5 protein-coding genes, 1 tRNA gene and 7 pseudogenes are annotated in these 13,735 nt (G+C 49.2%); 3 read left to right on the plus strand and 10 right to left on the minus strand.

What is annotated here, in order from left to right; translation table 11 throughout:
- Positions 1–81: 81 nt before the first annotated feature.
- Positions 82–1,086 (minus strand): annotated as a pseudogene (locus tag C1P89_RS23755) (conjugal transfer protein TraF); the annotation flags it as partial.
- Here C1P89_RS23755 and C1P89_RS23760 point away from each other — a divergent pair.
- Positions 1,071–1,448, plus strand: a pseudogene (locus tag C1P89_RS23760) (IS66 family transposase); the annotation flags it as partial. The pseudogenes C1P89_RS23755 and C1P89_RS23760 overlap by 16 nt on opposite strands.
- A gap of 38 nt (positions 1,449–1,486) precedes the next feature.
- Here the strand turns inward: C1P89_RS23760 and C1P89_RS23765 are convergent.
- The 9 genes and pseudogenes from C1P89_RS23765 to C1P89_RS23815 all read right to left on the minus strand — a co-directional run.
- Positions 1,487–1,852: pseudogene (locus C1P89_RS23765) on the minus strand (transposase); the annotation flags it as partial.
- A 27-nt stretch (positions 1,853–1,879) separates the two neighbouring features.
- Positions 1,880–2,050, minus strand: a pseudogene (locus C1P89_RS23770) (IS3 family transposase); the annotation flags it as partial.
- 187 nt (positions 2,051–2,237) lie between these two features.
- A protein-coding gene (locus C1P89_RS23775) for an IS3-like element IS600 family transposase (protein WP_085948186.1) occupies positions 2,238–3,394 on the minus strand; the annotation gives its coding sequence in 2 pieces (ribosomal slippage) (positions 2,238–3,145 and positions 3,145–3,394; 1,158 coding nt in all).
- 64 nt (positions 3,395–3,458) lie between these two features.
- The gene (locus C1P89_RS23780; RefSeq protein ID WP_000344109.1) at positions 3,459–6,974 is read right to left on the minus strand and encodes an AAA domain-containing protein; all 3,516 of its coding nucleotides are present in this window, start codon (positions 6,972–6,974) and stop codon (positions 3,459–3,461) included.
- A gap of 451 nt (positions 6,975–7,425) precedes the next feature.
- Positions 7,426–7,728 (minus strand): annotated as a pseudogene (locus C1P89_RS23790) (tyrosine-type recombinase/integrase); the annotation flags it as partial.
- Between the two features lie 273 nt (positions 7,729–8,001).
- On the minus strand, positions 8,002–9,021 hold the full coding sequence (locus C1P89_RS23800; protein ID WP_000878026.1) for an IS110-like element ISEc11 family transposase: 1,020 nt from the start codon (positions 9,019–9,021) through the stop codon (positions 8,002–8,004).
- Between the two features lie 137 nt (positions 9,022–9,158).
- A pseudogene (locus C1P89_RS23805) lies at positions 9,159–10,130 on the minus strand (tyrosine-type recombinase/integrase); the annotation flags it as partial.
- Between the two features lie 197 nt (positions 10,131–10,327).
- Positions 10,328–10,403: transfer RNA gene (locus C1P89_RS23810), tRNA-Phe, on the minus strand.
- A gap of 105 nt (positions 10,404–10,508) precedes the next feature.
- A complete protein-coding gene (locus tag C1P89_RS23815) occupies positions 10,509–11,216 on the minus strand; it encodes a DUF554 domain-containing protein (RefSeq protein WP_000234514.1) in 708 nt (235 codons plus the stop codon).
- A 152-nt stretch (positions 11,217–11,368) separates the two neighbouring features.
- On the opposite strand from C1P89_RS23815, the gene yqgH reads away from it, so the two are divergent.
- On the plus strand, positions 11,369–11,452 hold the full coding sequence (gene yqgH / locus C1P89_RS26195; protein ID WP_211180506.1) for a protein YqgH: 84 nt from the start codon (positions 11,369–11,371) through the stop codon (positions 11,450–11,452).
- A gap of 162 nt (positions 11,453–11,614) precedes the next feature.
- Positions 11,615–13,492 (plus strand): annotated as a pseudogene (gene speC, locus C1P89_RS23820) (ornithine decarboxylase); the annotation flags it as partial.
- Between the last annotated feature and the right edge of the window lie 243 nt (positions 13,493–13,735).

Raw genomic sequence — 13,735 nt, forward strand, 5'->3', positions numbered from 1 at the left:
TAAGTCTGTCGATGTCCGACAGACTTTTGATGATGGAAACAACATGCAGCGATAATGTGCATGCTGTTTTGCAGGTGGAACTCAGAAGGTGAACTGGAACTGTGCGACCGCACCGTAAGTGTTGTCCGTGCCGATCAGGCCTGCAACATCAAGGTGAACCACATCAAACGGTGAGATCCCCACCCCGGCCGTGAATGCACTGCCGTCGTTACCGGCCAGATTCTGACGGTAACCGGCGCGCAGCTGTGCCCATTTCCAGGCATTAAATTCTGCGCCAATGGCGGCAAACTGACGGTTGCTGTCGGAGGTGAAACCGCTGGCCGGGGTCAGATCCACATCAAATGCGGTGGTGAACATCGCGTTGTGCCAGGAGACACCGGCCGTCACCTGCGGGCGGATCCTGAAGGTTTCCGTGATACCGTTCACTTCTTTTGTCTCAATACTACGGGGGATCAGGTTCTGTGCGACCAGTCCCAGCGTCCAGTTGTCATCCAGGTCCGTACTGGCACCGATGTCGGCGTTGATGCCATTTTTCGTGTTGTGGTAGCGGTCGCCTTTGAAGGCGCTGCTGTCATAATTTCTGACCAGCACGTTGTAGTTGAACAGGTCGACGCGCTGGAATTTGGGGGGGAAGCCCAGAGACCATTTCTGCCCGGCCGTTTCCAGTTCCGTAGCCAGAGCAATACCCACATCAGTGATCAGTGCCGCGCGGGCAAAGGCCTGTGATGTCAGGCGGCTTTTGTCCACCTCCTGCCCGGTGCTGTTTGCCACCTCTTCCAGGTAAGTGAGGTCAGCATCAGAGACTTTACCGTCGACACTGACGGTGCCGTGTGATTTAACCATCAGTGCGGCAGAGAGGCGATCACCGGGAAGGGCCGCCACAGCAGAAACGCCCAGCTGTGCGGCGGCATGTGTGTTACGGAAGTCCCGGAGGTGTTCTTTCAGGCGTGCGGCAGCCTCAGGAACACCGTGGTTACTTTCGATGGCGCGGTCGAAGGCCTTCCACTCATCACTGATCCGGTCGGCGTTGTCGGTGATATTATCCGGATTGGAGAGCTGCGCGCCGACGGACGGAAGCAGGATGCTGGGCTCATGCGCGACGCAAAATCCACGATGTATATATCAGTACTAAAAGCGCGACGGCGGAAGAAGCTCTGAAACTAATCGGTGAACTGTACGCCATAGAGCACGATATACGCGGGTTACCGGTGTCTGAACGCCTGGCGGTCAGGCAAATGCAGAGTAGACCGCTCCTGACTTCCCTGTATAAGCTGATGCAGGAGAAAGAACACACGTTATCGAAGAAATGTCGTCTGGGAGATGCGTTCCGGTATATCAGGAAGCACTGGGCTGCGTTGTGCAACTTCTGTGATGATGGCCTGGCTGAGGTAGATAATAATGCAGCAGAAAGAGCGCTTCGTGCAGTCTGTCTCGGGAAGAAAACTTTTTCGAGGATCACTCATTCCGTGTCTGACTGCTTCAGGGTTTAATTTTGCTTCTGCTGACTGAATGATGATTGGGCAGCAAGTGCAATATCCCACATAAATCCAGTTAACTCACGAGCCACCGCCGTAATGGCTACTTGTGATTTTTTCCCTTTTGCTGTCAGAGTTCGGTAACGAGAACACAATCGTTGTTGAGCTTTCCATGCAATATCTTTGGAATATTGTGTTACAGAGTCCGGTCGGTAATATATAAGCCATGCTCCAACTTTTGCAGGTGTACGATAAGACCAAGCGGCTTCGTAAAGCAGACGTCTCAGTTCGCTGTTTCCAACTTTTGTTATTCCTCTGGGACGAATACTGTTTCCACTGGAATATTCACCTGGCACCAGTCTGAGGTGTACTGGCAATAGCGGACACTACCATTTGTTCTTTTTTTAAGCAGCCATCTGATGATATTTTTCCCTGAAGGCTGCCGGGGAGATATTCCCCAGACGAGAGTGACGACGCTGACGATTGTAGAAAATCTCAATGTATTCCCGTATTACTGAGATGGCTTCATCCCGGTTATTAAAACGATAGTGGCTCAGGCTCTCATTTTTCAGCGTTCTGAGCCTCTGATTCTTCCGGACAGAAGATAATCATGTCGGTATGAATGTTATAATTAAGGACTGTGCAATAATAGCCATTCCATTCAGCCATCTTACGCTCGAAAACGATCGGTAAGATGGCTACTCACCATTCCTGCTCTATGAGGTGTACTGGCAATAGCGGACACTACCATTTGTTCTTTTTTTAAGCAGCCATCTGATGATATTTTTCCCTGAAGGCTGCCGGGGAGATATTCCCCAGACGAGAGTGACGACGCTGACGATTGTAGAAAATCTCAATGTATTCCCGTATTACTGAGATGGCTTCATCCCGGTTATTAAAACGATAGTGGCTCAGGCTCTCATTTTTCAGCGTTCCCCAGAAGCTTTCCATCGGAGCGTTGTCGTAACAGTTACCTTTACGCGACATTGATGTTTTCAGACCAAACTGCTCCTGTATGACCCGGTAATCGTATGCGCAGTACTGTGAACCTCGATCAGAGTGGTGGATTAGCCCGGCAGGTGGGCGCTGGCTCCTGAGCGCCATAAACAGGGCTTTACCTGTCAGCTCTTTTGTCATGCGCTCTCCCATGGCGTAGCCGACAATTTCGCACGTATAAACATCTTTGATGCCAGCGAGGTACAACCATCCCTCCTGTGTGGCAACATACGTCAGGTCCGCCACCCAGACCTGATTTGGTGCTGTAGGAGCGAACGTCTGGTTCAGCAGATTTGGCGCAACTGGCAGATTGTGGTTCGAGTTCGTAGTCGCTCTGAACTTGCGTTTCTGCTTACAGCGTAGCCTTAGCTCCTTACGAAGACGTGCCAGTCGGTCACGACCAACGATGATGCCATTCTCTGCCAGCTCCGTCTGGAGCCGCCGGGTTCCATATGTTTCGCGAGTGCGGATATGTGCCACCTTAATCTCCAGTTTTAGCCGCTCATCACTTTGTTTTCTGTCTGAGGGTTCATGCTGTACCCAGTTGTAATAACCGCTCCTGGATACACCAAATACCTGACACATCGCTTCAATGGGAAATTGTTGTCGCCATTGTTCGATTAACGCGTATTTTTCAGCGACTCCTGTGCAAAATACGCTGTTGCTTTTTTTAATATATCTCGCTCAAGGCGAGCTTCATTTAACGCCTTACGCAGTTGCAGAATTTCAGATTCCAGTTCAGCCACCGTGCGGGAACCAGGAGTACCGAGCCCTTTTCTGGCGGCGGTAACCCATTGTCCTAAAGTGCCTTCAGGAAGAGATAATCGGGAAGCGCCTTCACTGATCGAAAGTTGATTTTCAAGAACCGTTCTGACAGCTTCGGCTTTGAACTCTTTAGAGTAACGTTGGGTTTTTCTGCTCATTATTAGCTCCTTCTGATGCCATTCTATTTCAGGAAGGAGTGTCCGTTAAACTCAGGCTACCTCACTAAACCTGACGCCTCTCAAGACTATTATAAATAGCCTCAATCTCACCCTTCAGGTTATCACCGCAATAAACCATTGATGTATCGTATCGTTCATATCGCGCTTCCCGTGTCGCACTAAACCAGTTGAACGATCCCACACACAGCAAACCATCATCACCAATAACAATTTTGCTATGAACACGGTTTACCAGCTTTGTAGCAATACCCAGCGCATTCAGTTTCTCCAGCGCCGCTTTAAAGTTCTGCTGCTTCTCTTTTCGCTTCTCAAAATCATTATGTTCAGTGTTGTAGCTTCTGTCAGTGACTATCGTGACGTTAATTCCACGTGAACACGCCGCAATCATGGAATCAAGAAAACCGGTTTGCTCCAGCCTTTGCCAGGTCAGCCATGGAGAAATTATCGTGATGTGTTTACTGGTATTTTCAAATGTCTGATTCAGGAAATTATCATGTTGCTCCACACCATGAAGTGTGTAGATTTTGGTCCCGGCGGTTTTTAAATCCTTACGCTCTTTATAATCAAAAGAGAGCGCATTCTTCTCTGACTCAAAGAGGTATTTTGCCAGTAATCCCCGTGGCGATGAGGCTGGCTGGACCTCAAACAGGTCCATATCGCCGAAGACCAGAAAACTGTCCTTCGCACGGGAGACTGCAACATTCAGCATGCTGTTATCGCTATCAATAAACCCGCCGTCTTCATGTTTTGAATAGACTGGCGAGAATATCACAATCGCTCTTTCCGCTCCCTGAAGAGAGTGCACGGTGCCCACTGTGAGCGACTTTTCATTCGTGCCTGTACTGATACCTTGTTTGCCCAGCACCTGTTTGATAGTGGATACCTGAGCGCTAAAAGGCGTCACAATACCGACAACTTCATGAAGCGATTTACCGTAATGCGCTTCAATATTTTGCTGGTTCTCTGCCAACCAGACCGCTATCGTTTCAGCCTCAAGCAAATTATATCGACTTCCACTACTTGCCAGCTCTCCTTTACCATCAATATGGAGATACCCCATTGCGGGCATTAAATTGCTCTCTTCACGCCCTCTTTTAGGCAACAACTTACCGTGATAGCAGAGCGTATTACAGTATCCAATAATATTGTCGTAGCACCGGCGGTGTTCATATAGGTACATACCACGAGCCAGTTCGGGATCATATTGATAGCGCGAAGCAAACTGCGCTATTTTCATAACGCTGCCAGATGCGGCACTTTTACCAAGGTCTGCGATTGCCGTATATTTCTCGGTAATCTCTTCTTGCGTACTGCCAGACAGAATTTTTTCCGCCAGCATGTTACCGACATCAATCGCAGGAGCAATACTCCATATTGGCGGGATCTGCTCCGTATCGCCAATCACTAATGCCTTCTTAGCTAATGCAAACGAGGCAGCAGCCACTTCAGGAAGCACCTGCCCGGCTTCATCGACAATGAGTAAATCGGCAAAATCATACAAATAACTTTTCTCGAATTTACGTTGTCCTTTGTGCTCACTTATCTGCATATTACCGGGCAGCATATAGCATGTCATTACCACACATGGCGTGAGTTTCATTCGACGTTGCCAACGGGCGGTTACCCCTTTAGCACCTTTTTTCTTCTTCTCGTCCTGCAGATCATCAATGCTGGCCATATCCATCAGCCAACGACCTTCCCAGTAGTGAGTCGTCAGTAAAAATGCAGGGAAGCGAATCTGCGTATCAGCCAGTTCATCGGCCTGTGAGAAGCTCAGTTCCTCGTCGCCCTCATACCCTAAATCAAATGCCAGCCTCTGCCACTCCTGAACCGCCTGCTGTTCTTTAAGAACGATTTCATGGGCGGAGTCAATCTGCTGCCGGTATGTTGTTTGCTCGCGCTCAGCGGAATTGAGCAGCCCATCAATATTACGTTCGATAGTTTCAGGATCAGACCACTGATTTCCTGCAATCAGCGCGCCTAATTTATCTTCGAGAAACAGCTGTATTTGGTACTGTCGCTTATTGCGAACCGCCGGGAGCCAGGAAAATAATGAATAGATCAGTGATTCACCGGCGCGATATTTTTTCCATTCCGTTTTAGCACTCTTCAGTAGAGTGACTTTTTGTTCTTGTCCGGAAAGTAATTTATTTAAATTATCGAGATATTGCTCAATATCATTAGCAATAAGCTCACGCGCAGCCCGAATCTGGCTTAACGTTTGCCATGTTGCGTTCAGTCTTATCAGTTGCTCAGATTTTGCTGCCAACTGACCATGCAGGAGTTCAATGACCTTTTCAGGGGATGAACACTCTTTTCCAGGAAAGGCTGCCTTAGCCTTTTCCAGATAAAACAGCAGTGCATCCTCTACATACTCTTTTGACTCAACCTGGTTGAAGAAATCTTCAGTTTGATATTTTTTGGCTGCCTCAGCTTTACGACTGCTTGAGGGAAAATAAGCACCGAAGCTTTTCAGCTCTGGCAACCATCGCCCGGCCATCGCACCTGAACCTTGCGAAAAGTCTTTCCCGAATGCCTCAATAATGTTCGTTACAGCCTGGTTATTCGTTGAAGTCGCGATAATAACCGGAGGCTCAGATTTTTCGAGAGCCGCTCTGGCCCACTGCGTGGCGATGATAGAAAGCACCAGCGTGGTTTTTCCGGTTCCCGGAGGGCCATTAACAGCAAGGATATCGCCATGTCTTGCATCCAGAAAATGGCTTAAGGCATCGCGCTGAGCCTTTGCCAGCGGAAACTTATCTCCGGAGTGTCCAAGCCTGTCGCTGAATTTTGCTCCTGGGGCCAGCAAAGACTCTGCAGCATGAACCTCTCGCGAGGCGAAGCGATTGAAGAGCGGCACATCCTTATTGCAAACAATCAGGTGATCATAAAGAGAAAGGATATGGGAACTGGCACCGCCAGATTGAGCCGTTTTAACAATATAACCGTGCTCAGCGAGTTCATATTGCTCAGGTTTTTCAATCCAGTCGCCGGCAACGCTCTTCAGTAGCCTCTCTGAGTCATACAGATATTGACGCCACTCCTGCTGCAAGGCGGCATATCGTGCTTCCCGTTCTTCATCCGTTTCGGCAGTCTTATCAACGCTGTCATCAAAGTTGATAGAGAACGTGGTATGGGTCGTCTTGTATTTGTCATACTGCCCAATCTCACCAATCGAAAATGCTCCTTTTGGCAAAGGTTCAAGCAGGTCTCTGGGAATGGAGGTCGCTGGCGTCGGATATAAAAAACCCTCACGGCTTAGCAAGGCTGGCGTCACTATCGGGGTAACAATATCAGGCGCACCTGCAGAACGGTCCTTACCATGCTGCAGTAACCGGAAATAAACTTTTGGGCGCAAGATGACATCGACCGTTTCGACATCGTCTTTTTCTCCCTTAAAAAATTTACTGACAATCGCTTCGTCAAGACGTCCCGCCGCTATCCCATGCCAGTGAGTGAAATTTTTGGCGTCTTTCCGTTCAAAACTGCCCTTTCCTGACTCAGCATCCGCAAGCGAGTTGCGCCAGTATGAGGTAAACCCTAAAGCATTTTCATCCATTACCAGTCCTGTGACTCAATGAAATCCATTGATTTATCGAATATAAAACCACCATATGGACAACTATTGTCCATATTGAAAAAGTTGGATGCAATGTTTTGTTTATAATTCGGTATCAAATGTACTGGTTGTACAAGGTTCAGAACACAAGCACATTCAACAGTACGTCAGGACTATTGATTTCATAACAGTGAATACATTTTTTACCGTTTATAATGACTGCCTGTGTTGGACAAGGATACCAGAACAGCCGAAAACACCGGGGGTTATTACCTGCTCTCATGGAAACCAGATATTCCTGGTGCTAATCACAGTCATAAATAGCCTGAAGAACATGACGAAGGGACTTTAATGGAAGCCGGAGTAACTTGCCAGAACATCAATCTTCGTCATCATTTACAAAGAAAAATAATCAGTTAAAGCAGTCCGGGCAATCAGCCCGGACTGCTTACTATTTTAATGGATTGTTAATCTTTGCATATTCAAACGGGCTGATACCCTTATCTCTGTTCGCATCCAGAAAATCTGCCCACCACTGTAGCATCAGTCGACGTTCTTCCAGATGTTCTGCTTTATGGATATACGCAGCACGTACACCATTACGCTCCTGATGGCTCATCTGACGTTCCACAGCATCGCGGGACCACAAACCTGATTCAATCAATGCACTGCACGCCATCGCCCGGAATCCATGGCCACAGACATCCTGGGTTGTGTCATACCCCATCACCCTCAGGGCTTTATTTACAGTATTTATATGAACGCATCCCGTTTGCAAGGCATCCATTGTTTTGACATGACGGGTAGGTTGCAGCTTTATATCCGGCTTTATTGCAGCCGTAACGCTGCGAGCCCCTATGTAATTCGCCGACTCACCCCTTATTTTCACGGCGGACTTCAAGCCCAAAATACTGTTCAGGTTTAGTGAGTCACGGTCTTACCTGTCTTTGTCATCACTCTGGCCGCCATAGCAACCTTTCAGCATTCACCCTTTTGTTAAGAGTTCATTGTTTAATGGTATCAGCGATTAATATGGTCTGATACTGACGTGGTTCCTGTCATACTTACGGTCATGGGCGGTTATCGCCCATACTGTTCGTGCCAGCTTGTTTGCCATGGCGACGATTGCCACACTGGCTGGACGACGTTTTTTCAGTTCGGTTATCCACGGGCCAGGCTCTTTAGCTACTAATGCCACCGCTCTTGCACCGTGGATAAATAATGTCCTGAGATAAGTGTCACCACGTTTGCTTATCCCCAGCAGACGTACTTTCCCTCCGGAGCCAGTTTGTTTTGGAACCAGACCAACATATGCGGCGAACTCTCGCCCCGATTTAAACGCTGATGCTTCCCCCATGGTGGCCACCGCTGCCGTCGCAATAAGTGGTCCAACGCCAGGAATATCCAGCAACCGCTTACAGGTTTCATTCTGCCTCGCCACGCTGGTAAGCTGTTTTTCAATATCCTCTATCAGTGAGTCCAGCTCATTCAGTCGGTTGTACTGGTTTTCCAGAACCATAATGAGATACGGTGGCAGTCTCTCTTTCATCCGTTCCAGTGCTTCGGGGAACTCCCGCTCCATCGCTGCCCGGCCTTTGTGGATGGTTTCACCAAACTCCAGTAACGTCCCGTGCAGGGCATTAATTTGTGCGGTCCGGAACTTCACCAGTTGCATGCGGGTACGGTGCAGAACCAGTACCGACTGCTGTTCTTCTGTTTTTACGGCGATTTCTTTACCCGGCTGCTGAACCGCCATCCAGATAGCCCGGGCATCCATCACATCATTCTTATTGCCCATGACGAATGCCTTAACGAAGCGGGCCTGCAACAACCGGACTTTATGACCAAGTTTTGTCAGTTCCCGTGCCCAGTGCTGAGAACCTCCACAGGCCTCCATACCAATCAGGCATGGCTCACGGTTGCCGAAGAACGTCAGAAAATCCTGTCTACGCAACTGTTTATCAACCACTTCACCTGTGTGCTCATTGATGAAGTGAATCTGAATGACATGTTTTGCGATATCAACGCCAACCGGTGTATATTTCATTTGTGGAGTCTCCAGTCTGAGGGAGCTTTATGCATCCCGTATTGGGCACTATGATGCCGGAAATCTGCGAGGCTCCACACCTGCCAGTTTCACCCTTTTAACCATCATACTGCTCCGTGTTTAATTGTGTGGGATGCGTTCATTACATTTTCACTGATTGGTTTACGCGGGTCATGTGCTCCCGTAAAGATCAGACCATTTTCACCAGCCCATGTCTGTAGTTCTGTCAGTATGGCTACAGCCTGTTTGCTGAGTGGCACAAGATGTGGTGTTCGCATCTTGGAGCCCCGGTGTGAGAATTTTACGCCTGGCAGGGGTTCGCGTTCGGCTGGAATAGTCCACATGGCATTGTCAATATCAATTTCAGACCAGCGGGCGTATCTGAGTTCACTGGAACGAATAAAAACCAGTAAATTCAGCATAACGGCAAGCTGGGTGACAGGTTGCCCTTTGTAACTGCCAATACGCGACAAAAGTTCAGGCAGGCGAGAAAGATCAAGAGCGGGGCGATGCTGGCGTTTTACCGTAGTCAATGCGCCAGCCATATCCAGAGCAGGATTATATCTGATGATGCCAGACTGTACGGCATAACGCATTACGGCAGATATTCTTTGCTGCAGACGACTGGCGATTTCATAAATTTGTTTAGCTTCTGCAGCACGAACAGGGATAAGCAGATCCGGGGTATTGAGTGTTGTGATATCCCGGTTGCCGATAAAGGGGAAAACGTGAGTCTCAAGGCTTTTGAGTACTTTATTGCTGTGTGATTGTGCCCATTGTTTATTACTGGCATGCCAGCGTCGCGCAATATGTTCAAAAGAGAGCTGTAAATCAGGGACTACTTTTTTAGCTCTTTTCTGTTCGCAAGGGTCAACCCCCTCCGAAATCAGTTTTCGGGCCTCATCCCGTTTTGTACGAGCTTCGGAGAGAGAAACTTCTGGATACACACCAAGTGCCAGAGTCTTCTCCTTACCCAGAATACGATAACGGAGACGCCAGTAACGGGAGCCATTAGGATGTACCAGCAGGAACATGCCAGCCCCGTCAGTGAGTTTATAAGCCTTGTCAGTGGGCTTTGCAGCCCGGATTTTTGCGTCAGTCAGTGCCATAGTTCAGCCTTCTGAATGCGTTAAAGAGGGTACAAATTCTGTCGAACTGGGGTATGCCCGCAATTATACCCACACAATGGGGTTGATGTGGGGGGAATCTGGTTGAGTTCGGTAGAATTGATTTGTAGGCAGAACGCTTAAATCGTGGCGTTCTGAAACGAAAAACGGACCTCCGTGGAGGTCCGTTGATATGAATTTGGTGCCCGGACTCGGAATCGAACCAAGGACACGGGGATTTTCAATCCCCTGCTCTACCGACTGAGCTATCCGGGCAACGGGGCGCATTAAACCTGATTCGCCTCGTCTCGTCAATCAAATTTCTTCAATTTACTGCAGACTGCACAATCTATCATCACTTTGCCGCTATTGCACGCATTGTCAGGCAAACCAGGCGGTCCAGGCGGCGGAAAGCGGCATTGCCAGAAGGAGTGCTGGAAGCATGTTGACCACCGGGAACATTTTAATGCCACAGATGCGTAATCCGGTTGCCAGCAGCAATAAACCGCCTACGGCGCTGAAGTCTGCCATCATCGACGGTGTGGTCAGCGGTAATATCAGCGCGGCAGCCCACGCTAGCGTTAGCTGGATGATCAGTAATGGGATACTAATTACCGACACCGCAATACCCAGCGAGCAGGCGAAGATCATCGCCGTAAAGAAATCAAGAAATGACTTGGCGATTAAAATACTCGGATCGCCGGTCATCCCTTCGTTCATCGCCCCGAAGATCCCGGTGCCGCTGGCGCAAAACAGGACAATAATCGCGACATAATTCTGAATAAAAGATTCATGCGCTGGCTTCTTACGTGAGTGACGAAACAGATTTTGTGCTTTGGCGACTGCTGTATTGACACCTTTCTCCAGCAAACAAATTTCGCCAATTAGAGCGCCAAGTAGCGTAGCTAAAACCATCGCTGGAAGGTTGGCGCATTTCACAACCAGTAAAATACCAATCCCCAGCGATGCCAGACCAAAAATAGATGTCATGGAGACGCGGATACGTTCCGGTAAGCGTTGGCTGAGCAGTGCGCCGAGAACGCCACCCAGTAAGACTGCACTAGCGTTGATAAAAGGGCCGATGACCACAAGAGTTCCTGTTAGCTGTATTGTTTGATTTTCTTATTATGAACTTTTTGCCTTGTTGATGGCTTGTCTGGTCGCAAAGTCCTGGCTTGCACGCCTTAGCGAAAGGTGCCATGATTGCGCGAATTTTCTCCTCTCTGTACGGAGTTTGCCCGATGCACGCCATCTCCTTACATTCTCTCGCTTATCGCCGTTTCGCGCGAAACGTTTCCCTTTCTATGTTACTGCTCATGCGGTGAAGTTAACGCACGTTCACTGCAGGACAACAGTAAAATCAGAGCGTTTCTGCTTTTACTGATGTCTGGCGGTCGGAGCTGGTGACCAGTTTGACCCATATCTCATGGGGCAGGGTTTTACACTTTGTCCGGTATTCTTACTTCCCCGAAACGGGTTTTGCGCTTATGAAATCAATGAATATTGCCGCCAGTAGTGAACTGGTATCCCGACTTTCTACTCATCGCCGCGTGGTGGCGTTGGGAGATACTGATTTTACGGATGTCGCGGCAGTCGTCATTACCGCTGCGGATAGTCGCAGTGGCATTCTTGCGTTGCTTAAGCGCACCGGTTTTCATCTACCGGTGTTTTTGTATTCCGAACATGCTGTTGAATTACCTGCGGGCGTTACGGCGGTAATCAACGGCAACGAGCAGCAGTGGCTGGAGCTGGAATCCGCAGCCTGTCAGTATGAAGAGAATTTGCTGCCACCGTTTTATGACACGCTGACGCAGTACGTTGAGATGGGCAACAGCACCTTTGCTTGCCCTGGACATCAACATGGTGCGTTTTTTAAAAAGCATCCTGCCGGACGCCATTTTTACGATTTCTTTGGTGAGAACGTCTTTCGCGCCGATATGTGTAACGCTGACGTAAAATTGGGCGATCTGCTTATTCATGAAGGATCGGCGAAGGATGCGCAGAAATTCGCAGCCAAAGTCTTTCATGCCGATAAAACCTATTTTGTGCTGAACGGCACATCGGCAGCGAATAAAGTGGTGACGAATGCGCTGTTAACGCGTGGCGATCTGGTGCTCTTCGACCGTAACAACCATAAGTCGAATCATCACGGCGCGCTGATTCAGGCGGGGGCGACGTCGGTCTATCTGGAAGCTTCACGCAACCCGTTTGGTTTCATTGGCGGTATTGATGCGCACTGTTTTAATGAAGAGTATCTGCGCCAGCAAATTCGCGACGTTGCGCCAGAAAAAGCCGAGCTGCCGCGCCCGTTTCGCCTGGCGATTATTCAGCTGGGAACCTATGACGGAACTGTCTATAACGCCCGTCAGGTGATCGATACCGTTGGGCATCTGTGTGATTACATTCTGTTTGATTCCGCGTGGGTCGGTTACGAACAGTTTATCCCGATGATGGCGGATAGCTCGCCGCTGCTATTAGAACTTAACGAAAACGATCCGGGGATCTTTGTGACTCAGTCGGTGCACAAACAGCAGGCGGGATTCTCACAGACGTCGCAGATCCATAAAAAAGATAACCATATCCGCGGACAGGCGCGTTTTTGCCCGCATAAGCGGTTGAATAACGCCTTTATGCTCCATGCTTCTACCAGCCCTTTCTATCCGCTGTTTGCTGCACTGGATGTTAACGCCAAAATTCATGAAGGGGAGAGTGGGCGTCGGCTGTGGGCTGAGTGCGTTGAGTTGGGTATTGAGTCGCGCAAGGCTATTCTTGCGCGCTGTAAGCTGTTCCGCCCGTTTATCCCGCCCGTTGTTGATGGCAAATTGTGGCAGGATTATCCGACATCTGTGTTAGCCAGCGACCGCCGTTTTTTCAGTTTTGAGCCGGGGGCGAAGTGGCACGGCTTTGAAGGATATGCCGCGGATCAGTATTTTGTTGATCCGTGCAAGCTGTTACTCACTACACCAGGTATCAATGCCGAAACCGGCGAATATAGCGACTTTGGCGTTCCGGCGACGATTCTGGCGCACTATCTGCGTGAGAACGGCATTGTGCCGGAGAAGTGCGATCTCAACTCCATTCTGTTCTTATTAACTCCGGCGGAAAGCCACGAGAAGCTGGCACAACTGGTGGCGATGCTGGCGCAATTTGAACAGCATATTGAGGATGACTCGCCGCTGGCTGAGGTGTTGCCGAGCGTTTATAACAAATATCCGGTGCGCTATCGCGACTACACCCTGCGCCAGTTGTGTCAGGAGATGCACGATCTGTATGTCAGTTTCGACGTCAAAGACCTACAAAAAGCGATGTTCCGCCAGCAGAGTTTCCCGTCAGTGGTGATGAACCCCCAGGATGCGCATAGCGCTGATATGACTTTCCGTGTCAAACCGGAATCTCTAATTTTGACGATTTTCTTTTTAGGTTTAATTCCCTGAGGGCGACGTAGCAGTAAATCCGACGGTGAATCACGCTGATATTCGCGGGTTGGATACCGCATTACAGAGGTCCGTCATATGAGCCTGCCACTTTCTTACGTCGCGAATCAGCTTTGTTCCGCCGTCGCCAAGCGCTAACGTGCGTTACTCTTGTACCGGGCTACGTCGCCTTCA

Source organism: Shigella sonnei (genome assembly GCF_002950395.1).
Classification (GTDB): Bacteria; Pseudomonadota; Gammaproteobacteria; order Enterobacterales; family Enterobacteriaceae; genus ECMA0423.